The 24,980-nt window shown below is 60.5% G+C and carries 19 protein-coding genes; 9 read left to right on the plus strand and 10 right to left on the minus strand.

The genetic code is table 11. The features are described from left to right. The first annotated feature begins 26 nt into the window (after positions 1 to 26). From ACMXYH_RS26685 to nagE, 5 genes are all read left to right on the plus strand, one after another. Positions 27 to 758 (plus strand): GntR family transcriptional regulator, encoded by a 732-nt coding sequence (locus tag ACMXYH_RS26685; RefSeq protein WP_008151596.1) that lies wholly within the window; start codon positions 27 to 29, stop codon positions 756 to 758. Positions 759 to 791: 33 nt separating this feature from the next. Next, entirely contained in the window at positions 792 to 1,898 is a 1,107-nt protein-coding gene (nagA, locus tag ACMXYH_RS26690) for an N-acetylglucosamine-6-phosphate deacetylase (protein ID WP_415765464.1), read from the plus strand. Beyond that, positions 1,879 to 2,901: an SIS domain-containing protein gene (locus tag ACMXYH_RS26695; protein ID WP_415765465.1), complete on the plus strand. Its 1,023-nt coding sequence runs from the start codon at positions 1,879 to 1,881 to the stop codon at positions 2,899 to 2,901. The genes nagA and ACMXYH_RS26695 overlap by 20 nt, the downstream gene beginning before the upstream one ends. A gap of 167 nt (positions 2,902 to 3,068) precedes the next feature. After that, positions 3,069 to 5,585 carry a phosphoenolpyruvate--protein phosphotransferase gene (gene ptsP, locus ACMXYH_RS26700; protein ID WP_415765466.1) on the plus strand — a complete coding sequence of 839 codons (2,517 nt, stop codon included), beginning with the start codon at positions 3,069 to 3,071 and terminating at the stop codon, positions 5,583 to 5,585. Between the two features lie 46 nt (positions 5,586 to 5,631). Further along, on the plus strand, positions 5,632 to 7,347 hold the full coding sequence (nagE, locus tag ACMXYH_RS26705; RefSeq protein WP_415765467.1) for an N-acetylglucosamine-specific PTS transporter subunit IIBC: 1,716 nt from the start codon (positions 5,632 to 5,634) through the stop codon (positions 7,345 to 7,347). Between the two features lie 194 nt (positions 7,348 to 7,541). On the opposite strand, the gene ACMXYH_RS26710 is transcribed toward nagE, so the two are convergent. Beyond that, a complete protein-coding gene (locus ACMXYH_RS26710) occupies positions 7,542 to 7,853 on the minus strand; it encodes an NGG1p interacting factor NIF3 (RefSeq protein WP_415765468.1) in 312 nt (103 codons plus the stop codon). Between the two features lie 20 nt (positions 7,854 to 7,873). After that, complete coding sequence (gene purL / locus ACMXYH_RS26715) at positions 7,874 to 11,770, minus strand: phosphoribosylformylglycinamidine synthase (RefSeq protein ID WP_415765469.1); 3,897 nt, start codon at positions 11,768 to 11,770, stop codon at positions 7,874 to 7,876. Positions 11,771 to 12,044: 274 nt separating this feature from the next. Between purL and mltF the strand changes: the two genes are divergently transcribed. Continuing rightward, positions 12,045 to 13,505 (plus strand): membrane-bound lytic murein transglycosylase MltF, encoded by a 1,461-nt coding sequence (gene mltF / locus ACMXYH_RS26720; RefSeq protein ID WP_415765470.1) that lies wholly within the window; start codon positions 12,045 to 12,047, stop codon positions 13,503 to 13,505. A 126-nt stretch (positions 13,506 to 13,631) separates the two neighbouring features. Here the strand turns inward: mltF and pdxJ are convergent, their stop codons facing one another. The 8 genes from pdxJ to lptF form a co-directional block, all read right to left on the minus strand. Beyond that, on the minus strand, positions 13,632 to 14,375 hold the full coding sequence (gene pdxJ, locus ACMXYH_RS26725) for a pyridoxine 5'-phosphate synthase (RefSeq protein ID WP_150654752.1): 744 nt from the start codon (positions 14,373 to 14,375) through the stop codon (positions 13,632 to 13,634). Between the two features lie 209 nt (positions 14,376 to 14,584). After that, complete coding sequence (gene recO / locus ACMXYH_RS26730; protein WP_140677777.1) at positions 14,585 to 15,268, minus strand: DNA repair protein RecO; 684 nt, start codon at positions 15,266 to 15,268, stop codon at positions 14,585 to 14,587. A gap of 167 nt (positions 15,269 to 15,435) precedes the next feature. Further along, entirely contained in the window at positions 15,436 to 16,338 is a 903-nt protein-coding gene (gene era, locus ACMXYH_RS26735; protein ID WP_008151577.1) for a GTPase Era, read from the minus strand. Beyond that, complete coding sequence (gene rnc / locus ACMXYH_RS26740) at positions 16,331 to 17,020, minus strand: ribonuclease III (protein WP_033053426.1); 690 nt, start codon at positions 17,018 to 17,020, stop codon at positions 16,331 to 16,333. The genes era and rnc overlap by 8 nt, the downstream gene beginning before the upstream one ends. A gap of 184 nt (positions 17,021 to 17,204) precedes the next feature. After that, on the minus strand, positions 17,205 to 18,059 hold the full coding sequence (gene lepB, locus ACMXYH_RS26745; protein ID WP_415765471.1) for a signal peptidase I: 855 nt from the start codon (positions 18,057 to 18,059) through the stop codon (positions 17,205 to 17,207). 5 nt (positions 18,060 to 18,064) lie between these two features. Continuing rightward, positions 18,065 to 19,864 (minus strand): translation elongation factor 4, encoded by a 1,800-nt coding sequence (gene lepA / locus ACMXYH_RS26750; RefSeq protein WP_129441448.1) that lies wholly within the window; start codon positions 19,862 to 19,864, stop codon positions 18,065 to 18,067. A 171-nt stretch (positions 19,865 to 20,035) separates the two neighbouring features. Next, complete coding sequence (gene lptG, locus ACMXYH_RS26755; protein WP_415765472.1) at positions 20,036 to 21,097, minus strand: LPS export ABC transporter permease LptG; 1,062 nt, start codon at positions 21,095 to 21,097, stop codon at positions 20,036 to 20,038. Then, a complete protein-coding gene (gene lptF / locus ACMXYH_RS26760) occupies positions 21,090 to 22,208 on the minus strand; it encodes an LPS export ABC transporter permease LptF (protein ID WP_415765473.1) in 1,119 nt (372 codons plus the stop codon). Before lptF ends, lptG begins: the two co-directional genes overlap by 8 nt. A gap of 306 nt (positions 22,209 to 22,514) precedes the next feature. On the opposite strand from lptF, the gene ACMXYH_RS26765 reads away from it, so the two are divergent. From ACMXYH_RS26765 to ACMXYH_RS26775, 3 genes are read left to right on the plus strand one after another with little or no spacing between them, the layout of a single operon-like run. Continuing rightward, a complete protein-coding gene (locus ACMXYH_RS26765; RefSeq protein ID WP_415765474.1) occupies positions 22,515 to 24,005 on the plus strand; it encodes a leucyl aminopeptidase in 1,491 nt (496 codons plus the stop codon). Positions 24,006 to 24,064: 59 nt separating this feature from the next. Continuing rightward, positions 24,065 to 24,493, plus strand: coding sequence for a DNA polymerase III subunit chi (locus tag ACMXYH_RS26770; RefSeq protein ID WP_046048214.1), 429 nt, complete (start codon positions 24,065 to 24,067; stop codon positions 24,491 to 24,493). 8 nt (positions 24,494 to 24,501) lie between these two features. Beyond that, the gene (locus ACMXYH_RS26775; RefSeq protein ID WP_129441440.1) at positions 24,502 to 24,897 is read left to right on the plus strand and encodes a DNA polymerase III subunit chi; all 396 of its coding nucleotides are present in this window, start codon (positions 24,502 to 24,504) and stop codon (positions 24,895 to 24,897) included. Positions 24,898 to 24,980: the final 83 nt, after the last annotated feature.

Genomic DNA, 24,980 nt, shown 5'->3' on the forward strand with positions numbered 1-24,980 from the left:
CAATATCCGCATCGGACCAAACCTACATGAATGACCTCCAGGCCCTACGCCCTGACGACACCCAGCCCACGCCGTTGTACCTGCAACTGGCGCGCAATCTGGAAGCGGCGATCCATGCCGGCCAGTGGAAAGCCGAACAGGCCATGCCGTCGGAGCGCAACCTCAGCGAAATGCTGGGCATCTCCCGCGTCACCGCCCGCAAGGCGCTGGAAGTTCTGTTCGAGCAAGGTCTGATCCGCCGCAACCAGGGTTCCGGCACCTTTATCACCCCGCGCCTGGAACAACCGCTGTCGCGCCTCTCGGGTTTCAGCGAAATGCTGCGGCTGAAGGGCTTCGTCCCCGGCTCGCAATGGCTGGAGCGTGAAATCACTCCGCCGACCCACGAAGAACTGATCCGCCTGGGCCTCTCGCCGAACGACAAGGTCGCGCGGCTCAAACGCCTGCGTAAAGCCGACGACACGGTGATGGCGATCGAGATGAGCACCCTGCCCGCCTCGATCATTCCCAAGCCGCAAGCCGTGGGCGACTCCCTCTACGAATACCTCGACGGCATCGGCAAACCGATTGTCCGCGCGCTGCAACACATTCAGGCGATCAACGCCTCGGACGAATTCGCCGCACTGGTCGGCATCGCGCCCGGCACCGCCATGCTGCTGATGACCCGGGTCGGGTACCTGGAAGACAACACGCCGATCGAAGTCACCGACACCTATTGCCGCAACGACTACTACGACTTTGTCGCAGAGCTTCGTCGATAACCCGCTTCGCCGCTAAAGAACCGAGAGCTGATCATGTCCGAAGACAACATCCTCACCGCCCGCGGCTGGGTTCGCGGCCGGCTGATTCACGAACACGGCAAGGTCGTGTCGATCGAAGGCCAGCCGTGCGATCCGGCCGACAACGACCTGCCTTACCTGCTGCCGGGTTTCATCGACCTGCACGTTCATGGCGGCGGCGGAAAAGACATTATGGAAGGCGCGCCAGCCTTCGAGACCATCACCAAAACCCACGTGCGTTTCGGCACGACCTCGCTGCTGGCGACCACCATGACCGCGCCGCCTGCAGAAATTTCCAGCGTGCTTAACGCCCTCGGCGAGTATTGCGAGCAACGCTTGAAAGGCAGCGCCCGAGTCCTCGGCGTGCACCTCGAAGGCCCGTACATCAACCCCGGCAAACTCGGCGCCCAACCGAATTTCGCCCACACCGCGTTGATGGCCGAAGTCGAAGAGTACCTGGCACTGGCGCCGATCCGGGTGATCACCATCGCCCCGGAAATCGCCGGCCACGACGCCTTGATCCGCAACCTCAGCGCTCGTGGCGTACGCATGCAAATCGGCCATACCCTCGGCAGTTACGAGGAAGGCGTTGCCGCGCTGAACGCCGGCGCCAGCAGCTTCACTCACCTCTACAACGCCATGAGCCCGCTGCATCACCGCGAGCCGGGCATCGTCGGCGCGGCACTGGCCCACGCCAAATACGCCGAGTTGATTCCGGACTTGCTGCACGTGCACCCCGGCGCCATCCGTGTGGCCCTGCGTTCAATCCCGTGCCTGTATTGCGTCACCGACTCCACCGCCGCCGCCGGCATGCCCGACGGTGAATACAAGCTCGGCAGCCACACCGTGACGAAATGCCTGGGCGGTGTGCGCTTGCCCGACGGCACGCTGGCCGGCAGCACGCTGACCATGGATCAGGCCCTGCGCAATCTGGTGAAGATCGGTTTGCCGATCGCCGAGGCCTCGCAACGTCTTTCGCAATTCCCCGCCGACTACCTCGGCCTCACCGAACGCGGGCGCCTGCAACCCGGCAGCTGGGCCGACTGCGTGCGGCTGGATCGCTCACTCACACTGACCGCCGTCATGGTCGAAGGAGAAGACATTGACTTCAAAAATGCTTGAAGAGGCGCTGTCCTCATTCGAGGCCGTGCAAGCCCAATTGCAGCAACTCGACCCACAGATGATCGAGATCGCCGGGCGCCTGCGCCGTCAGCCACCGCAAGTGGTGATGACGGTCGCTCGCGGTAGCTCCGATCATGCTGCAAGTTACTTCGCCTACCTGACCATGCAGCAATTGGGCTTCCCGGTGGCGTCGTTGCCGATGTCGGTGGTGACCATGCTGCAAGCGCCGTTGAAGGTCAGCGGCCAAGTGGCGTTCGCCTTTTCGCAGTCCGGGCAAAGTCCCGATCTGGTGAACAGCATGCGTCTGCTGCGCAAGCGCGGCGCCCTGAGCATCTCGATGGTCAACGCCGAGAGTTCGCCGCTGGAGGCCGCGTGTGAGTTCAGCCTGCCGCTGTGCGCTGGCACCGAAAGCAGCGTCGCCGCGACCAAGAGTTTTATCGCCACCCTCAGCGCCAGCGCCCGTTTGATCGCCCACTGGAAAGAGGATGCGCAATTGCTGGAGGCCGGTCTCGCGCTGCCGGAAGGTTTGCGCGAGGCGGCGAAACAGGACTGGAGCCTGGCCATCGATGCCCTGCGTGATTGCCAGCGCCTGATGGTAATTGGCCGTGGCGCCGGTTTCGCCATCGCCCAGGAAGCTGCGTTGAAATTCAAAGAAACCTCGGCGATCCAGGCCGAAGCCTTCAGCAGCGCCGAGGTTCGTCACGGCCCGATGGCGTTGATCGACGAAAATTATCCACTGCTGATCTTCGCCCCGCGCGGTGCCGAGCAGGCCGGTTTGCTGAGCCTCGCCGCCGACATGTGCCAGCGCGGTGCCCGCGTTTTGCTGGCCGCACCGGATGACATTGCCGAACGCGACCTCACCCTGAGCCGCGCCGAGCACCCGGCCCTCGACCCGATTCTGGCGATCCAGAGTTTCTACGTCATGGCCGCCGGTTTGGCCGTCGCCCGAGGCATGGACCCGGACCAGCCGCGGCATTTGAGCAAAGTGACGCGCACGCACTAACTCGAAGGCCGCACGAAAACTTCTGTAGGAGCTGTCGAGTGAAACGAGGCTGCGATCTTTTGACTTTAGATTTTTAAAAACAAGATCAAAAGATCGCAGCCTCGTTTCACTCGACAGCTGCTACAGGGCGAGTTGATCCGAACCGTTTTTACTGATGAGACCGAGCCATGCACAACAATAATAAAGAGCTGACCCTCAGCGCCCCGCTCAGCGGCCCGGTGCTCACGCTCGCCAAAGTCCCGGACCCGGTGTTCGCCAGCGGCGCCATGGGCGACGGGATCGCCATCGATCCGCTGAACGACACCCTCCACGCCCCGTGCGCCGGCATCGTGGTGCACGTCGCGCGCACCGGCCACGCCGTCACCTTGCGTGCCGACAACGGCGCCGAATTGCTGCTGCACCTGGGCCTCGACACGGTCGAGCTGCAGGGCGAAGGCTTCTCGATGCTGGTCAAGGAAGGTGCGCGGGTCAGCAACGGCCAGCCGCTGTTGCGCTATGACCTGGACAAGGTCGCGCAACAGTGCAAAAGCCTGGTCAGCCTGATGATCCTGACCAACAGCCAGGACTTTCAGGCGCGGCCAATCACGCTGAAGTCGGTGAAAGTTGGCGAGCCATTGCTGCACATCATTCGTCGGCACGCGTCGGGCGCGCAGGCTGAAGCGGAGCTCTCCGGGGAAGAGATTTACGGCCACATTCGCATCGCCCATCGTGGCGGTCTGCATGCCCGTCCGGCAGCGCTGATTCGTCAGACGGCACAAGGTTTCAAGAGCAAATCGCAGCTGCACTTCGCTGGCAAATCGGCGACCTGCGACAGCTTGATCGGGTTGATGGGTTTGGCTGTCGGCGAGCAGGACGAGGTTCAGGTCAGCTGCCAGGGCCCGGACGCCGAAGCCGCGTTGCAAGCGTTGCTGATCGCGTTATCCACAGCACTGGCCGAAGACAGCCACGCCGCCGCGCCGACACCGATTGCCCGACGCACTCGAGCGGCCGAAGCGGGTGTGCTGCACGGCGTCTGCGCCGCTCCCGGTCTGGTTGGCGGGCCGTTGTTCCGCTTGACCGCTATCAGCCTGCCGGTGGACGCCGGCAACCATGATCCCGAGCAACAGCTACACGTTCTCGACGCCGCGCTGACCGTTGTGCGCAGTCAAATCGACCACACGCTGGCCCAAGCCAGGAAACATAAAAACACCGACGAAGAAGCGATCTTTGCCGCGCACCTCGCCTTGCTCGAAGACCCCGCGCTGCTGAACGCAGCGAACACTTCCATCGATCAGGGCATGGCCGCAACCCACGCCTGGAGCCAGTCGATCGACGTGCAGTGCGAGGTGCTCCAGCAACTCGGCAGCCCGTTGTTGGCCGAACGCGCCAACGATCTGCGCGACCTCAAACAACGCGTGCTGCGTGCCCTGCTCGGCGAAACCTGGCACTACGACGTGCCGGCCGGCGCCATCGTCGCCGCCCATGAACTGACGCCGTCCGATCTGCTGCAACTGAGCCAGCAAGGTGTCGCCGGGTTGTGCATGGTTGAGGGCGGCGCGACTTCCCACGTGGCGATTCTCGCGCGAGGCAAAGGCTTGCCGTGCATGGTCGCGCTGGGTTCTACGCTGCTGGATCAGCAGCAAGGCCAAGCGGTTGTGCTGGATGCCGATGGTGCTCGCCTCGAACTGATGCCAAATGGCGAACGTTTGGCCGAAGTGCATCAAGCACAACTCGATCATCAACAGCGCCGCGCCGAGCAACAGGCTCAGGCACACACCCCGGCGCTGACGCTCGACGGTTTGCACATTGAAGTCGCCGCCAATGTGGCTTCCAGCGCCGAAGCGGCTGATGCCCTGGCCAATGGCGCCGACGGCGTCGGCTTGCTGCGTACCGAGTTTCTGTTTGTGGATCGCAACACCGCGCCGGACGAACAAGAACAGCGTCTTGCCTATCAAGCCGTACTCGATGCCATGGGCGACAAGTCGGTGATCATCCGCACCATCGACGTCGGCGGAGACAAGCAACTCGACTATTTGCCATTACCGGCTGAGGCCAATCCAGTGCTTGGCCTACGCGGTATTCGCCTGGCTCAGGTCCGTCCGGAAATTCTCGATCAGCAACTGCGCGCCTTGCTGCATGTCAGCCCGCTGTCGCGCTGCCGGATCCTGTTGCCGATGGTGACCGAAGTCGATGAGTTGCTGCACATCCGCCAGCGTCTCGACGCGTTGTGCACTGAACTTGGTGTGAGTGAGCGCCCGGAGCTGGGCGTGATGATCGAAGTCCCCGCCGCCGCACTGCTGGCCGAGCAGCTTGCAGAGCATGCGGACTTCCTGTCCATCGGCACCAACGACTTGTCGCAATACACCTTGGCCATGGACCGCGATCACGCCGGCCTCGCCTCGCGGGTAGACGCCATGCACCCGGCGCTGCTGCGGCTGATCGCCCAGACCTGCGCCGGTGCTGCGGTGCATAACCGTTGGGTCGGTGTCTGCGGCGCGCTGGCCTCCGATCCGCTGGCCACGCCGGTACTGATCGGCCTGGGCGTCAGCGAGTTGTCGGTCAGCCCGGTGCAGATCGGTGAAATCAAGGACCGCGTCCGTCACCTGGACGCGAGCGAATGCCGACGCATCAGCCAGGACCTGCTCAAGTTGAGCAGCGCCAGCGCGGTGCGTCACGCCTGTCACCAGCAATGGCCTCTGAGCTGAACAACTACAACAGCTCTAAAACAAAAAGAACACAGGGAGAACCGCCATGTACCAATACTTCATCGAAGGCCTGCAGCGCCTCGGCCGCGCGCTGATGCTGCCGATCGCGATCCTTCCCATCGCCGGCCTGTTGCTGCGCCTGGGCGACACCGATCTGCTGAACATCGCGATCATCCACGACGCCGGCCAGGTCATCTTCGCCAACCTGGCGATGATCTTCGCCATCGGCATCGCGGTCGGTTTCGCCAAGGACAACAACGGCACCGCAGGCCTCGCCGGAGTCATTGGCTACCTGGTGATGATCTCCACCCTCAAGGTGCTCGACGCGAGCATCAACATGGGCATGCTCGCCGGGATCGTCAGCGGCCTGATGGCGGGCGCGCTGTACAATCGTTTCAAGGACATCAAGCTGCCGGAGTACCTGGCGTTCTTCGGCGGCCGGCGCTTCGTGCCGATCGTCACCGGGTTCGCCGCCGTCGGCCTGGGCGTCATCTTCGGCTTGATCTGGCCGCCCATCCAGCACGGCATCAACAGCTTCGGCACGTTGATGATGGAAAGCGGCAGCTTCGGCGCGTTCGTCTTTGGCGTTTTCAACCGCCTGCTGATCGTCACCGGGCTGCACCACATCCTCAACAACATGGCGTGGTTCGTCTTCGGCAACTTCACTGACCCGACCACGGGCGCCATCGTCACCGGCGACCTGTCGCGCTACTTCGCCGGTGACCCGAAGGGCGGCCAGTTCATGACCGGCATGTTCCCGATGATGATCTTCGGCCTCCCCGCCGCGTGCCTGGCGATGTACCGCAATGCTTTGCCGGAGCGCCGCAAAGTCATGGGCGGGATCTTCCTGTCGATGGCGCTGACGTCGTTTTTAACCGGTGTGACTGAGCCGATAGAATTCGCCTTCATGTTCCTCGCGCCGCTGCTTTATCTCGTGCATGCGTTGCTGACTGGCCTGTCGATGGCGATCACCAACCTGCTGAACATTCACCTCGGGTTTACGTTTTCCGGTGGTTTGATCGACATGATTCTCGGCTGGGGAAAATCCACCAACGGCTGGTTGATGGTACCGGTCGGCCTGGCGTATGCGGTGATCTACTACGTGGTGTTTGATTTCTGCATTCGTCGTTTCAACTTGAAGACGCCAGGGCGCGAAGATGTTCTGAAGGGCGACAAAGTAGTCATCGCCGAGAATGAACGGGCCGGGGCTTACATCAAGGCGCTGGGTGGTGCGCAGAATTTGATCACCGTGGGTGCGTGCACCACTCGGTTGCGGCTGGACATGGTGGATCGCAACAAGGCAAACGATGCGGAGTTGAAAGCGCTGGGTGCGATGGCGGTTGTGCGTCCGGGCAAGGGTGGGAGTTTGCAGGTCGTGGTCGGGCCGATGGCCGACAGCATTGCCGATGAGATTCGCTTGGCGATGCCTGCATTGGGGCGCGCACTTGTTTCCTCCCCTCCTGCTGTTATCGATGCGCCGAAACCTGCGGCGGTGGCGAATTCAGAAGCGCAGCAATGGCTGAATGCGTTGGGCGGTGGCGAGAACGTGTTGCAGATGGATTGCATCGCCATGACCCGGATTCGATTGCAACTGGCAGATGGCAAGGCGTTGTCGGAATGTGATCTGAAGGCGCTGGGATGCCAGGGTATCAGCCAGTTGGACGGTGGGGTTTGGCATCTGCTGATTGGCGATAAGGCACCGACGTTGAGTGATGCGCTGGAGGCGTTGGTGAATCGCAGTGAGGTGAGTGCCAAGGTTTAAACCACGCCCTCTGTAGGCGCTGTCGAGTGAAACGAGGCTGCGATCTTTTAATCTTGAAAAATCAAAATCAAAAGATCGCAGCCTCGTTTCACTCGACAGCTCCTACAAGGGGTGGTGCATTCATTGATTGTTCAGGCAACAAAAAACCCGCTGAACGCTAATTCAACGGGTTTCTCATTCAGCGGTCGGTGAGATCAGAAATCTTCCAGCCGCCACACCTCATAAGCCGGCGTCTCATAGGGATGACTCTGCTTCAGAGCCATCACCACAGCGCGAATCAACTCATCCGCCACGACAAGCTCAACCTTCCATTCCTCAACCTGCTCGACCTGCCCCGCTTCACCAATAAACGGCTGACTGCCATCCAACGGGCGAAACTGGCCGAGGCCGAGCACTTGCCAGGCGCAATGGTCGTAAGTACCAATCCGTCCACCACCGGCGGCGAATACGGCACTTTTCACGTCTTCGACGTGACTGGTTGGAACAAAAAAGCTGAGCTTGTACACGGCGCTTAGTTAACCCGCTTTTAGTTTACCCAGACGCGCGCATTACGGAACATACGCATCCAAGGTGCGTCTTCGTTCCAGTCTTCCGAACGCCACGAGTTCTGCACGGCGCGGAACACACGCTCCGGGTGCGGCATCATGATCGTTACGCGACCGTCGCGGCTGGTCAAACCAGTGATCCCGCGCGGCGAGCCGTTCGGGTTGGCCGGGTAGTTTTCGGTGACCTTGCCGTGGTTGTCGACAAAACGCATCGCCACGCAACCCGACAGATCAGCTTCCAGCAACGCTTCTTCGCTGGCGAACTCGGCATGACCTTCACCGTGAGCAATAGCGATCGGCATACGCGAACCGGCCATGCCTTGCAGGAAGATCGAGTTCGATTCCTGGACCTGAACCATCGCCACACGGGCTTCGAACTGCTCGGAACGGTTACGCACAAAGTGCGGCCAGAACTCGCTGCCAGGGATCAGCTCGTGCAGGTTGGACATCATCTGGCAACCGTTGCACACGCCGAGGGTGAAGCTGTCGTTACGTTCGAAGAAACCCTGGAACGCGTCGCGAGCGCGGCTGTTGAACAGCGCGGACTTGGCCCAGCCTTCGCCGGCACCGAGAACGTCGCCGTAGGAGAAACCGCCGCACGCCACCAGGCCTTTGAACTCGTTCAGGTCGACACGGCCGGCCAGAATGTCGCTCATGTGCACGTCAATCGCGTTGAAACCGGCGCGGTCGAACGCGGCCGCCATTTCCACCTGACCGTTGACGCCCTGCTCACGCAGCACGGCAACCTGTGGGCGGATGCCTTTCTTGATGTAAGGCGCGGCGACGTCCTGGTTGACGTCGTAGCTCAGCTTGACGCTCAGGCCCGGGTTGTCTTCTTCCAGCAACACGTCGAACTCTTGTTCGGCGCAGTCGGCGTTATCACGCAGACGCTGGATCTGGTAGCTGGTTTCAGCCCACTGACGTTGCAGCAGACGACGCTGGCCTTCGAACACGGTTTCGCCGTTGAAGGTGATGTTGATCTGGCCGTTGTTCATCGGCTGACCGATCACCGACACGCACTCGCCCAGACCGGCAGCGCTGAACTGCGCAAGGATGTCTGGAGTAGCGTCCTGACGAACCTGGATCACGGCACCCAGTTCTTCGTTGAACAGGATTGCTGCGATGTCGGCGGAGGTTTCTGCCAGACCGTCGAGGTTCAGGCTCAGACCGCAGTGGCCGGCGAAGGCCATTTCCACGGTGCTGGTCAGCAGACCACCGTCGGAACGGTCGTGGTAAGCCAGCAGGTGACCGTCGGCGTTGAGGCCCTGGATCACGGCGAAGAAGGCTTTGAGGTCTTCGGCATCGTCGACGTCCGGCGCTTGCGAACCGAGCTTGCCGTGAACCTGGGCCAGGATCGAGGCGCCCATGCGGTTCTGGCCACGGCCCAGATCGATCAGGATCAGGTCGGTGGTGCCCTTGTCCATGCGCAGTTCCGGCGTCAGGGTCTGACGGATGTCAGCCACTGGCGCGAAACCGGTCACGATCAGGGACATCGGCGAGGTCACGGTCTTGTCGACGCCTTCATCGTTCCAGCGCGTGGCCATGGACATGGAGTCCTTGCCCACCGGAATGGTAATGCCCAGTTCTGGACACAGTTCCATGCCGACCGCTTTAACGGTGTCGTACAGACGCGCGTCTTCGCCTGGGTGACCGGCAGCGGACATCCAGTTGGCCGACAGTTTGATGTCGGAGATTTTGTTGATGCGCGAAGCCGCGATGTTGGTCAGGGTTTCGCCGATGGCCATACGGCCCGACGCCGGAGCGTCCAGCAGAGCCAGCGGAGTGCGCTCGCCCATGGCCATGGCTTCACCGGTGTAAACGTCGAAGCTGGTGGCGGTGACGGCAACGTCGGCTACCGGAACCTGCCACGGGCCGACCATCTGATCACGGGCCACGAGGCCGGTGATGGTGCGGTCGCCGATGGTGATCAGGAAGCTTTTGCTCGCCACGGCCGGGTGATGCAGAACGCGTTCGACGCAGTCTGCAATCTCGAGGGTCGACGGATCGAAATCGTCGCCCAGTTCGTTTTCACGAACGGCCGAACGGTGCATGCGTGGGGCTTTGCCCAGCAGCACTTCGAGCGGCATGTCCACCGGGCTGTTGCCGAAGTGACTGTCGGTGACGGTCAGTTGCGGCTCGGCAGTGGCTTCGCCAACAACGGCAAACGGGCAACGCTCGCGCTCGCAGATCGCCTGGAAGCGTTCGAAGTCAGCCGGGCCGACCGCCAGAACGTAACGCTCCTGGGATTCGTTACTCCAGATTTCGTGCGGGGCCATGCCCGGCTCGTCGTTTGGAATGTTGCGCAGTTCGAAGCGACCGCCACGGTTGCCGTCGTTGACCAGTTCCGGGAAGGCGTTGGACAGACCGCCCGCGCCGACGTCGTGGATGAAGCTGATCGGGTTCTTGTCACCCAGTTGCCAGCAACGGTCGATGACTTCCTGGCAGCGACGTTCCATCTCAGGGTTTTCGCGCTGTACGGAAGCGAAGTCCAGGTCAGCCGAGCTGGTGCCGGTGGCCATGGAGGAAGCCGCGCCGCCGCCCAGGCCGATGAGCATTGCCGGGCCGCCGAGGACGATCAGTTTGGAGCCAACGGTGATCTCGGCTTTCTGTACGTGTTCGGCACGGATGTTACCCATACCGCCGGCCAGCATGATCGGCTTGTGGTATCCGCGAACTTCGTCGCCACGCGGGGTGGTGATCGACTGTTCGAAGGTACGGAAGTAACCGGTCAGGGCTGGACGACCGAATTCGTTGTTGAACGCGGCGCCACCCAGTGGGCCTTCGATCATGATATCCAGCGCGGTGACAATGCGCTCAGGCTTGCCGTACGGCACTTCCCACGGCTGTTCGAAGCCCGGGATTTGCAGGTTGGACACGGTGAAACCGGTCAGGCCAGCCTTTGGCTTGGCACCGCGACCGGTGGCGCCTTCGTCGCGAATCTCGCCGCCACTGCCGGTGGATGCGCCCGGGAACGGGGCAATCGCGGTCGGGTGGTTGTGCGTTTCGACTTTCATCAGGATGTGCACCGGTTCCTGCACCGCACCGTACTGGCGGGTTTCAGGGTCCGGGAAGAAACGGCCGGCGACGTTACCGACGATCACCGAAGCGTTGTCCTTATAAGCCGACAGAACACCTTCGCTGTGCATCACGTAGGTGTTCTTGATCATGCCGAACAGGCTTTTTTCCTGGCTCTGACCGTCGATGTCCCAACTGGCGTTGAAGATCTTGTGACGGCAGTGCTCGGAGTTCGCCTGGGCGAACATCATCAGTTCGATGTCGTGCGGGTTGCGCTTCAAGCCGACGAAGGCGTTGACCAGGTAGTCGATCTCGTCTTCGGCCAGGGCCAGGCCCAGCTCGGTGTTGGCTTTTTCCAGCGCGGCGCGGCCGCCACCCAGCACGTCGATCGCGGTCAGCGGTTTCGGCTCGGCATGGCTGAACAGGCCGGCGGCTTGTTCAAGGTTGCCGAGGACGATCTGGGTCATGCGGTCGTGCAGCGCGCCTGCGATCAGTTGCGCTTCGGCGTCGCTGAACTGGCCGGCGACGTAGAACGCGATGCCGCGTTCCAGGCGCTGGATTTTCGTCAGGCCGCAGTTGCGAGCGATGTCGCTGGCTTTACTGGACCACGGCGAGATGGTGCCGAACCGCGGCAAGACCAGGAACAGACGACCGGTCGGCTCTTGTACTGGAACACTTGGGCCGTACTTCAGAAGGCGCGCGAGCACCTGCTGTTCGTCGCCGGTCAGGACGCCGGTAACTTCGGCGAAGTGAGCGAATTCAGCATACAAGCCGCTGACAGCCGGGACCTTCTGGCTCAGTTGTTCAAGGAGTTTGCTGTGGCGAAAGGCAGAAAGGGCAGGAGCGCCGCGCAGGATCAACATCTTCGGGACAGCCTCGGGAAGGGGTGTGCTTTGAGGCCGTGCATTCTAGCCTAAACAGGCCGCGACATCACCCGAAACGGTACGGGCGGCTGCACCCGGGCGTCGGGCCGGGTGTTCGGACAGCAAACCGGTGCGCGCCGAGCGTTATTTTTTCTGTCACAAAATGCTGCTCGGGCCCATTCCTGCGGGCTCCGGAGCGGTTTTCAGTTGCCTAGCAGACAAGCCCTTCGCTGTCGAGATATGGCGCTCGTGGTCCTTTGCGTATACTGCGCAGATGTTTTCCCCAACGGCTTTGCGTCCGCGGTACGCCAAATGGCTGATCGCAACCGGACTCTTCCTGATGCTCAGTGGCTGTGTTGATAAACCCAACACGCTGGAGCGCGTAAAGGAGGATGGCGTGCTGCGGGTGGTTACCCGTAACAGCCCCGCCACCTACTTTCAGGATCGCAACGGTGAAACCGGCTTCGAATACGAGCTGGTGAAGCGCTTCGCCGAAGATCTGGGGGTGGAACTCAAAATCGAAACCGCCGACAACCTCGACGACTTGTTTAATCAGGTGGGCAAACCCAACGGCCCGGTGATCGCTGCTGCCGGCCTGGTCAGCAGCGACAAACGCAAACAGCAGGTGCGGTTTTCCCACTCTTACCTCGAAGTCACCTCGCAGATCATCTATCGCAACGGCCAATCGCGGCCCACCGAAGCGAAGGATCTGGTGGGCAAGAAGATCATGGTGCTCAAGGGCAGCACCCACGCCGAGCAATTGGCGGAGCTGAAAAAGAAATATCCCGGCATTGAATACGAAGAGTCCGACGCCGTTGAAGTCGTCGACTTGCTGCGGATGGTCGATGAAGATCAGATAGACCTGACCCTGGTCGATTCAAACGAAGTCGCGATGAACCAGGTCTACTTCCCCAACGTACGGGTAGCCTTCGACCTCGGTGACGCCAGCAACCAGAGCTGGGCAGTGGCCGCTGGCGACGACAACAGCTTGCTCAACGAGATCAACGACTACCTAGACAAGGTGAAGAAAAACGGCACCCTGCAACGTCTCAAAGACCGCTATTACGGGCATGTCGATGTACTGGGTTACATGGGCGCCACCACCTTCGCCCAACACTTGCAGCAACGTCTGCCCAAATATGAGCAGCACTTCAAGGCGTACGCCAAGAAAGAGAAAGTCGATTGGCGCCTGCTGGCAGCGGTCGGCTATCAGGAATCGCTATGGCAACCGGCCGTCACATCGAAGACCGGCGTGCGCGGCCTGATGATGCTGACCCAGAACACCGCGCAGGCCATGGGCGTGTCCAATCGACTGGACCCCAAACAAAGCATCATGGGGGGCGCCAAGTACCTGGCCTACATGAAGGATCAGCTGGATGAGTCGATCCAGGAGCCGGATCGCACCTGGTTTGCACTGGCGGCCTACAACGTTGGCAGCGGTCACCTGGATGACGCGCGCAAACTGGCGGCCAAGGAAGGACTGAACCCGGACAAGTGGCTGGACGTGAAAAAAATCCTGCCGCGCCTGTCCGAGAAGAAGTGGTTCAGCAAAACCCGTTACGGCTATGCCCGTGGCGGCGAACCCGTTCACTTTGTGGCGAACATCCGCCGCTACTACGACATCCTGACGTGGGTGACGCAGCCGCAGCTGGAAGGCAATCAGGTCGCCGAGGGCAACCTGCATGTGCCGGGGGTCGACAAGACCAAACCGAATCAGGACACCCCGCAGCTCTAACAGAACAACCTAGATCCAATGTGGGAGCGGGCTTGCTCGCGAAAGCGGTGTATCAGTCAACGAAGATGTTGAATGTTAAACCGCATTCGCGAGCAAGCCCGCTCCCACAGGGTTTGGTGTTTGGCTTTAGGCTTTTGCGGCGGCCAGGATCAATGCCTTCATCTCCGACACCGCCGACTTGAACCCGACGAACAACGCATGAGCCACCAGCGCGTGGCCGATGTTCAGTTCGTTGATGCCTTTGATCGCCGCGACAGCTTCAACGTTGTGATAGTGCAGACCGTGGCCAGCGTTGACGATCAAACCTTGAGCCAGACCAAACGCCACGCCATCCGCCACACGCTTGAGCTCTTCAGCCACATCGGTCGGCGTCTCGGCATCGGCATAACGACCGGTATGCAGCTCAATAGCCGGCGCACCAACACGACGGGACGCTTCAATCTGCCGCTCGTCAGCATCAATGAACAGCGACACTTCACAGCCGATTTTCGCCAGGCGATCCACCGCTGCCTTGATCCGCGCTTCCTGCCCCGCCACGTCCAGACCACCTTCGGTCGTCAGCTCCTGACGGGTTTCCGGCACCAGGCAAATGTGCGCCGGACGAATGCGTTCGGCGAACGCCATCATTTCTTCGGTTACGCCCATTTCGAAGTTCATGCGGGTTTGCAGCACATCCTTGAGCAGCAACACGTCGCGCTCCTGAATGTGCCGACGGTCTTCGCGCAGGTGCACGGTAATGCCGTCAGCGCCCGCCTCTTCCGCGTCCAGTGCTGCCTTGACCGGATCCGGATAGCGCGTGCCCCGGGCCTGACGCAGGGTGGCAACATGGTCGATGTTCACGCCAAGAAGAATGCGATTGCTGGTGGTCACGGAAGCGCTCCTGAAAATGGAAAAGTTCGGCGCACAGCATACACGGGGAGATAGGGTCTGTTGATGTTTGGCAGCGGCCGCGACGGATGACCACTTGGTGCAGGGCAAGGCGCGAGGAACGTAGTTTGGTTGTTCCAAATAAGTTCCGAGCAACGCAGCCCTGCGCCAAGTTGGCGCCCGGCGCGGCCGCTGCCAAGCATCAACAGACCCTATGGCTTGCGAAACAACTCGCGACTCACCAAGGGACGACCGCCCAGATGAACGGCCAGTGCCTGGCGCATCAATCGCTTGGCTGCCGATAGTGCGCCAGGGGCTGACCAATCTGCATCGGCCATGGCCAACAGTTCGGTGCCGTTGAACAGACCGGGTTGCAGCAGGTAGACCCGTTCGAGCCCCGCATCCACTTGCAAACGGTAGAGACCGTCCGGCGCGATGGGATCGCCATGGATGTCGGTGGTCAAGGCGAAGCCATAACCGAGATCATCGAGCAGCCGCCACTCGAAGGAACGCAACAACGGTTCCAGCGGACGACCTTCGGCAAGCGCAAGCAGGGTCGCGGCGTAGTGGTCAAACACAGCGGGATGCGGGTCTTCGGACGGCAACAGCCGAATCAACAGCTCATTGAGGTAGAGACCACTGAACAGCGCTTCACCATTGAGCCAGGTTGAAACACCGGCGCTTTCCATGCGACCGACGTTCTTCAACTCACCACGCCCACGGAACTCGACTTCCAGCGGCACGAACGGCCGCGCCAGGGTCCCGGCCTTGCCCCGAGCACTACGCAACACCGCCCGCAGCCGACCTTGCGGCGTGAGGAAATCCACCAGCGCGCTGTTTTCGCGGTAGGCGCGACTGTGGAGCACGAAGGCGGGTTGGCCGATGGGTTGGGACATGGAGTTCTCAATGGAGAAACGCAATTTTACAAACAACCCAAAACCAATGTGGGAGCGGGCTTGCTCGCGAATGCGACGTAACAGTCAACATCAATGCTGAATGTTACATCCTATTCGCGAGCAAGCCCGCTCCCACAGGGGCTCACTGGTGTATCTGGAACCGAGACTTACAGGTCGCCGTAACCCAGCGAACGCAAGGCGCGTTCATCGTCGGACCAGCCGCCTTTCACCTTGACCCAAAGGTTGAGCATGATCTTGGAGTCGAACAGCAACTCCATGTCCTTGCGCGCCTCGGTGCCGATGCGTTTGATCCGCTCGCCCTTGTCGCCAATGATGATTTTCTTCTGGCCGTCGCGCTCGACGAGAATCAAGGCATGGATGTGCAGGGTTTTGCCCTGTTGCTTGAACTCTTCGATTTCAACGGTGATCTGGTACGGCAGCTCGGCGCCCATCTGGCGCATGATTTTCTCGCGTACCAGTTCAGCGGCGAGGAAGCGGCTGCTGCGGTCGGTGATCTGGTCTTCCGGGAAGAAGTGATCGTTTTCCGGCAGGTAACCGGCAATCACGCGCTCCAGCGTTTCGAGGTTATGCCCGTGCTGGGCCGAGATCGGCATGATCTGCGCGTTCGGCAACTGTTCCTGCAACCAGGTCAGGTGCGGCATCAGCTCGGCTTTGTCTTCGATGCGGTCGGTCTTGTTCAGCGCCACGATCAGCGGGCCGGTCACGTATTGAACGCGCTCGAGGACCATCTGGTCTTCGTCTGTCCACTTGGTGCGGTCAACCACGAAGATCACCACGTCGACGTCTTTCAACGCCGCCGAAGCGGTCTTGTTCATGTAGCGGTTCAGGGCTTTCTCGCCACCTTTGTGCATGCCGGGGGTGTCGACGTAGATCGCCTGCACGGCGCCTTCGGTCTTGATGCCGAGCATGTTGTGGCGAGTGGTCTGAGGCTTGCGCGAGGTGATCGCCAGCTTCTGACCGAGGATGTGGTTCAGCAGCGTGGACTTGCCCACGTTGGGACGGCCGACGATGGCGACATAGCCACAGCGAGTTGCAGTTGAATCAGTCATGGCCATTCTCCACGCCCAGGGCAATCAGTGCTGCGGCGGCCGCTACCTGTTCGGCAATACGACGGCTCACACCCTGACCTCGGCTTTTTTCATTCAGTAAGGTGATTTCACATTCGACGAAGAACGTCCGGCAATGCGGCTCACCCTGGATATCCACCACTTCGTAACGCGGCAGTTCACAACCCCGCGACTGCAGGAACTCTTGCAGGCGGGTTTTTGGATCTTTGTTGGTGTCGACCAGCGTCAGGCCTTCGAACTCCCCGGCCAGCCAGGCCAGTACGCGTTCGCGTGCCATGTCCATGCCGGCGTCCAGGTAGATCGCACCAATCAGCGCTTCAAGGGCATCGGCCAGAATCGACTCGCGACGGAACCCGCCGCTTTTCAATTCACCGGAACCCAGGCGCAGGTATTCACCCAGATCGAAACCGCGAGCCAGTACGGCCAGGGTCTCGCCTTTCACCAGGCGTGCGCGCAACCGCGACAACTGGCCTTCGCGGGCCAGCGGGAAGCGATCGAACAGCGCCTCGCCAGCGACAAAGTTAAGGATGGCATCACCGAGGAATTCCAGGCGTTCGTTGTTACGCCCGGCAAAGCTGCGGTGAGTCAGGGCAAGGACCATCAGTTCCTGGTCCTTGAAGGTGTAGCCGAGCTGACGCTCGAGACGGCTTAAGGAGACGCTCACGGTTTACCCACGCTGAGTTCGTGGTTGGATTCCACCGCCATCGCCGTGATGCGGCGCAGGCTTGGGACAATTAACGCTGTGTTCAAAAATAACGTCCTGAATATCATTGGCTTCATGCTTTCGGGGCCGATTGTGCCGACTCCAGAAATGCATTCGGCGCTGTGTTCAACAGCGCCGTGTGTGATTACTTGATCAGGCCAACCCGCGAGAAATTCGGCAGGTGACTGAGTTTAGGTTCCGGCCAGCTCATCCAGACTGCGAAGGCCTTGCCGACGATATTCTTGTCGGGAACCATGCCCAGCAGATCCTTGGGAATGCTCGGATCATCCCAGTAGCGACTGTCATTCGAGTTGTCGCGGTTGTCGCCCATCATGAAGTAGTGCCCGGCAGGCACGATCCACGAATGGTCCGGCGTTGCGCGGTAACGGCTCATTTCCTTGCGGATCAGGTGCTCGGCGGCGCCGAGTTTTTCCTTGTAGAGCTCGGCGCTGCCCAACGTGCCCGGCTCGGAGCCGACCAGTTGTTCGGCAATCGACTCACCGTTGACGAACAGACGCTTGTCGGCGGTGTAACGAATCTGGTCACCCGGCAGGCCTACCACACGTTTAATGTAGTTGACGTTCGGATCGCTCGGATAGCGGAACACCATCACATCGCCGCGCTGTGGATCACCCACTTCGATGACTTTCTTGTCGATCACCGGCAAGCGGATCCCGTAAGAAAACTTGCTCACCAGAATGAAGTCGCCAACGTCCAGGGTCGGTTTCATCGAGCCTGAAGGAATCTGGAACGGTTCCACCAGGAACGAACGCAGTACCAGCACGATGAACAACACCGGGAAGAACGACTTGCCGTATTCGACCAGCAGCGGCTCTTTGTTCAGTTTCTCGACCACCACCCCATCAGGCTGGCTGACGCTGCCCTGATAGGAGGTAATGGCGGCACGCCGACGCGGCGCCAGGAAAACCAGATCGAGCAACGCCAACAGGCCGCAGACGAACACGGCGATGACCAGCAACAGCGGGAAATTTAGTGACATAGGACCTAACTATCCAACCTGAGCACTGCAAGGAAGGCTTCTTGTGGAATTTCCACGTTACCGACTTGCTTCATGCGTTTCTTACCGGCCTTCTGCTTTTCAAGCAGTTTCTTCTTACGGCTAACGTCACCGCCGTAGCATTTGGCCAATACGTTCTTTCTGAGTGCCTTGACAGAGGTCCGCGCAATGATCTGCCCGCCAATGGCGGCCTGGATCGCGACGTCGAACATCTGACGTGGAATCAGTTCTTTCATCTTCTCGGTCAACTGGCGACCTTTGTAGTGCGCGTTATCCTTGTGCACGATCAACGCCAGGGCGTCGACCTTGTCACCGTTGATCAGCACATCCAGTTTCACCAGATTAGCCGATTGATAACGATCGAAATGGTAATCCAGCGAAGCATAGCCACGACTGGTGGATTTCAGACGGTCGAAGAAGTCCAGGACCACTTCGTTCATCGGCAAATCGTAGGTCACTTGAACCTGAGTACCGAGGAACAGCATGTCGTGCTGTACGCCACGCTTCTCGATGCACAGGGTAATGACGTTACCCAGGTGCTCTTGCGGCACAAGAATATTGGCCCGCACGATCGGTTCACGCATGTCTTCGATCGAAGACAGGTCTGGAAGCTTCGACGGGTTGTCGACGTAAATCGTTTCACCGGTCTTCAGCAACAGCTCGAAAATTACCGTCGGCGCCGTGGTGATCAGGTCCAGGTCGTACTCGCGCTCCAGGCGCTCCTGGATGATTTCCATGTGCAGCATGCCGAGGAACCCGCAACGGAAACCGAAGCCCAGGGCGTCGGAGCTTTCCGGGGTGTACTGCAGGGACGAGTCGTTGAGCGTCAGCTTTTGCAGGGCTTCACGGAAATCTTCGAAATCGTCGGAGCTGACCGGGAACAGACCGGCGTACACCTGCGGCTGAATGCGTTTAAAACCTGGCAGTACATCAACGTCCGGCGTGGAGCTCAAGGTCAGGGTGTCACCGACCGGTGCACCATGGATGTCCTTGATGCCGGCAATGATGAAGCCCACTTCGCCGGCCTTCAGGTCAACGGTCGCGGAGTGTTTAGGGTTGAAGACACCGACGCTGTCCACCAGGTGGATCTTGCCGGTGGATTTGACCAGGATCTTGTCGCCCTTCTTCACACGACCGTGGCGCACGCGCACCAGGGAAACAACGCCCAGGTAGTTGTCGAACCAGGAATCGATGATCAACGCTTGCAGCGGATCTTCATAATTGCCGGTTGGCGCAGGAATGGTCTTGACCAGACGCTCCAGCACTTCGTCGACGCCCAGACCGGTCTTGGCACTGCACTCGACCGCGTCGGTGGCATCGATGCCGATGATTTTTTCGATTTCTTCTTTCACGCGGTCCGGATCGGCCTGAGGCAGGTCGATCTTGTTCAGGACCGGCATCACTTCCAGGCCCTGCTCGATCGCGGTGTAGCAGTTGGCTACCGACTGCGCTTCAACGCCCTGACCGGCATCGACCACCAGCAACGCGCCTTCACAGGCCGCCAGCGACCGGCTGACTTCATAGGTGAAGTCGACGTGGCCCGGGGTGTCAATGAAGTTCAGCTGGTACTTGATGCCATCGCGAGCGGTGTAATACAGGGTGACGCTGTGGGCCTTGATGGTGATCCCGCGTTCACGTTCCAGGTCCATGGAGTCCAGAACCTGGGCTTCCATTTCGCGCTCGGCAAGGCCGCCACACATCTGGATGAAGCGATCGGCCAGCGTCGACTTGCCATGGTCAATGTGGGCGATGATGGAGAAATTGCGGATATGACTCAAATCACTCACGGATCAACACTCAAAAAGGCTGCAGGCATAGCCCGCCGAAAAATAGCCGGGAATTGTACCTGATCCACGGCGCAAGCGTCACGTTCGCAGGTCAGACGGCGCCTACAAAAACGCCCCGGTCTTGCGACAGGGGCGTTTTGAGTGACCTGCAAGGTCAGGAGAAACCCTTGATCAACCGGCCCGGCGCAACAACCAGACCCCGGCCAAGGCACAAACAGCCGCCGGAATAAGCACCGCAAACAGCGGCGAGAAACCGAAGACCAGGCTCGAAGGACCGAGCAAATCCTGAACAATACGGAAGGTGAAGCCCACCAGCACGCCGGTGAACACTCGCTGACCAAGGGTCACCGAGCGCAATGGACCGAAGATGAAGGAAATCGCCATCAGTACCAGCGCGGCGGTGACCAGCGGTTGCAGCACCTTGACCCAAAATGCCAGCCAGTAACGACCATTGCTCAAGCCTTGGTCAGCCAGGTAGTGGATGTACCCCCACAGACCACTAATCGACAGCGAATCGGGCGACATCACCACGGTATCCAGCAGTTGCGGGCTCAACGCCACTTTCCAGCGCTCGACCGGAGCGGTCACTACTTCGGTGTTCTTGTCATGGAATAACGTGGTCGTGACATCGCTGAGCTGCCAGTGATCCTTGTCGAATTCGGCGCGCTTGGCGAAGCTCGAGGACAGCATGTGGCGCTGATCGTCGAAGCGATAACGGGTCACGCCATACAGCAAACCGTTTGGCTGCACGGAGTTGACGTGAATGAACTCGTCCCCCTGACGGTGCCACAGGCCATGCTTGGCGCTTTGCGCATCGCCGCTGCCCTGGGCCAGCGAGCGATTGGCCTGAGCGGTGACTTCGGTGGCCGGCGCGACGTATTCGCCGATCAGCACACCCACCACCATCAGGATCAGCATTGGCTTCATGACCGCCCAGACGATTCGCCCGATCGACACGCCCGCAGCGCGCATGATGGTCAGCTCGCTGTGACTGGCCAGACTGCCAAGGCCGATCAGGCAACCGATGAGTGCAGCCATCGGCAACATGTCGTAAAGACGACGCGGCGCGGTCAGCAAGACGTAGCTCAACACGTCCATCAAGGTGTAGGTATCGCTGACCTCACTCATCTCATCGATGAACGCGAACAGCGTCGCCAGACCGAGAATGATCCCCAGTACCGCCAGAATTGCCACGAAAACGCTGCTACCAATGTAGCGATCGAGCTTATCCACGAGCCACCTCCAGCGCGCTGCGGCGACTCGCCAACTTCAATTGCATTGCCTCCCAATAGAGCAAGCCCAGGCCAATCGCCAGGAAGATCGCGTGAACCCACCACAACCCCAGAACAGGCGGAATCTTGCCTTTTTCAAGGGCGCCACGAGCGGCAATCAGAATGCTCAGATAAGCCATATAAAGAAGAATCGCCGGCAGCAGCTTGAGGAAACGGCCCTGACGCGGATTGACCCGCGACAGCGGCACCGCCATCAGGGTCACGATGAACACCAGCAACGGCAGGGATAGACGCCATTGCAGTTCGGTGCGGGAGCGGATGTCATCGCTGGCGATCAGGGTACTGGTGGCCATCGCGTCACGGTCGGTCACTTCATCGCTGACGTCCGGCTTGGGCAGCAATACGCCGTACTCGTCGTACTTGATCGCCCGGTAATCAGCCTGTCCCGGATTGCCGTCATAGCGATAGCCGTTGTCGAGAATCAGGTAACGGTTACCGTCGGGGCGAATTTCCTGACGGCCCTTCTCGGCCACCAGCACGGAAATCCCGCGATCCTTGTTATCGGAATTGACGTTCTTCTGCGAAATGAACACGCCGCCAAGGTTGATGCGGTCGTCCGACAGCGTTTCGGTGTAGGTCACCCGCGTTCCGTCACGCAGCGCCTGGAAGCGACCTGGCTCCAGGGTGTCGAACTCGGTCAGGGCATCCTGCTTGTTCAACAGCAACTGGAATTGATTGGCGCCTTGTGGCGCCAGGCTCAGGCTCAGCCATGCCACCACCAGTGCGACGAGGGTGGCCGGAAAAAGGGTCATGGCAAACAGACGCTGCTGGCTCATGCCGGTGGCCGACAGCACGGTCATTTCGCTTTCGAGGTACAGGCGACCGTAAGCCAGCAGGATCCCGAGAAACAGGCCCAACGGCAGAATCAGTTGCAGGAAGCCCGGCAGACGGAAACCCATGATCAGGAATAGCGAGCCCGGATCCAGGAGACCAGAGGCCGCCTGGGCGAGGTATTTAATGAAGCGACCGCTCATGATGATGACCAACAGCACGGCGCTGACGGCGCTCAAGGTCAACAGGACTTCGCGGGATAGATAACGGAAGACGATCAAACCAGACACTCCAGGGTTGTCAGGCTAAGGCGGCCAAACAAGCAAACGTATCAGACAGCCCGCAGGGCAGAGCCGCCGAAAAAGATGGCGCATTATCCTGTGATTGGGTGCGCCTGTCACTGCGCATGCTCAAGCAGGCGGGTAATGCGCTGAAGATCGTACAACCGAGGGTTGTCAGGCTCGGGGCACGAGGTTCAAACTGCGGCCTTTGTCGCGGGCCGTGACCTGCGTCTTTCTATTTATAAGCAAGCTCGAACGCATGCCGTCGAACACTTGCGTGTTGACCATTAATTCAGGGACCCGGACATGGAACTGGTTGTAAAAAGCGTTAGCCCAGAAACGTTGAAAACCGCCACTCTGGTGGTCGCCGTCGGCGAAGGCCGCAAGCTCGGCGCCGTCGCCAAGCAACTCGACGAACTGAGCGGTGGCGCCATCAGCGCCGTGCTCAAGCGCGGTGACCTGGCTGGCAAAGTCGGTCAGAGTCTGTTGCTGCACAGCCTGCCGAACCTCAAGGCCGAGCGCGTGCTGCTGGTCGGCGTTGGCAAGGACGAAGAGCTGGGCGACCGCCCGTTCCGTAAAATCATTGCCGGCATCCTCAACACCCTTAAAGGCCTGGGCGGCAGCGATGCGGTGCTGGCCCTCGACGAAGTCGTGGTCAAAGGCCGCGACAGCTACGGCAAGACCCGCCTGCTGGCGGAAACCCTGGTGGACGGCGAATACACGTTCGACCAGTTCAAAAGCCAGAAAGCCGAGCCTCGCACCCTGAAGAAAGTCACTTTGGTGACCATCAAGGCTGCACAGGCTGAAGTCGAGCGCGCCGTGGCCCACGCCACCGCTATCGCCAACGGCATGGCGTTCACCCGCGACCTGGGTAACCTGCCGCCGAACATCTGCCACCCGACGTTCCTCGGTGAGCAAGCGAAGAACCTGGGCAAAGAATTCAAGAGCCTGAAAGTCGAAGTCCTTGATGAGAAGAAGATCAAGGACCTGGGCATGGGCTCGTTCTACGCCGTGGGCCAGGGCAGCGCCCAGCCACCGCGCCTGATCGTCATGCAATACAACGGCGGCAAGAAATCCGAGAAGCCGTATGCACTGGTCGGCAAAGGCATCACCTTTGACACTGGCGGCATCAGCCTGAAACCGGGCGCCGGCATGGATGAAATGAAGTACGACATGGGCGGCGCTGCCAGCGTATTCGGCACCCTGCGCGCCGTGCTCGAGCTGAAACTGCCGATCAACCTGGTGTGCATCCTGGCCTGCGCCGAGAACATGCCGAGCGGCAACGCTTCGCGTCCTGGCGACATCGTCACCACCATGAGCGGCCAGACCGTGGAAATCCTCAACACCGACGCCGAAGGCCGTCTGGTGCTGTGCGACGCCCTGACCTACTCCGAGCGTTTCAAGCCACAAGCAGTAATCGACATCGCGACCCTGACCGGCGCTTGCGTCGTTGCTCTGGGTTCCCACACGTCGGGCCTGCTGGGCAACAACGACGAACTGATCGGCCAACTGCTGAGCGCCGGCCAATCGGCTGACGATCGCGCCTGGCAACTGCCGCTGTTCGATGAGTACCAGGAACAGCTGGACAGTCCGTTCGCCGACATCGCCAACATCGGTGGTCCGAAAGCCGGCACCATCACCGCTGCCTGCTTCCTGTCGCGCTTCACCAAGAACCTCAACTGGGCGCACCTGGACATCGCCGGCACGGCCTGGACCAGCGGCGGCAAGGACAAGGGCGCCACTGGTCGTCCGGTTCCATTGCTGACCCAATACCTGCTGGACCGCGCCAAAGCCTGAAACCGATGACCCAGGGGGCGTCACTTTCGGGTGACGCCGCCCTTGGCTCAGGAACCGCAATGACCAAAGTCGACTTCTATATCCTGCCCAGCGCCGATCCTTCGGCGCGGCTGGATTTTGCCTGCAAGCTCACCGAAAAAGCCTGGCGCATGGGCCACCGCATCTATCTGCATTGCAGCGATGCCGCCCAGCGTGACGATCTCGATGCGCGTTTGTGGGCCTTCAAGGGCGAAAGCTTCGTGCCCCACGGCCCTGCTGAAAATGAGCCGGACGGTTTGATTGTGTTGGGTCTTGGCGATGACTGCGGCCCGCATCAGGACCTGTTGGTCAATCTCGCCCTGAAAGTCCCGGCATTCGCCAACAAGTTCGCCCGCGTGGCGGAAGTGGTGGTGGAAGATCCGACGATTCGTACGGCTGCGCGGGAGAGTTTCCGTTTCTACCGCGAACAGGGCTATCCTCTGCAAGATCACCGTTTACAGCGACTCTGAGCATTCCGATGGACACTCCAAAACCGCTGCAAAAGTCCGCGCATCTGCTGGACGACCTTGAGTCGATCCGTCAATTGCTCGGCGATGACAACCTGCAACCGCCCTTGCTCACCGACACGGTCGAGGAAGGTGATCAGGAACAGATTCCAATGCTGTTCGATACGGTCGGCGCCAGCCCGCCAACCCTCGAACCGGCGCCACCCGCCCCTGCTGCCCCTGCCGCCCAACCGGCGCCCGTCGCCAGCAAGGGCCCCGACGAGCTGCTGCACCTGGATGGCGAACTGCGTGCCGCCGCGCAATTGATCATGCAAGACGTGATCGACGACTTCGCCCCGCACATCGAAACCGAAATCAAACGCCGCCTCAGCGCGCGGATGGAACGCCTCCTCAGCCAGTACGAATAACCCACCCTCCTTGTGGGAGCGGGCTTGCTCGCGAATGCGGTCCAACATTCAACATTAATGCTGACTGACACACCGCCTTCGCG

This window comes from Pseudomonas frigoris, from assembly GCF_047758635.1.
GTDB classification, from domain to species: Bacteria; Pseudomonadota; Gammaproteobacteria; order Pseudomonadales; family Pseudomonadaceae; genus Aquipseudomonas; species Aquipseudomonas frigoris.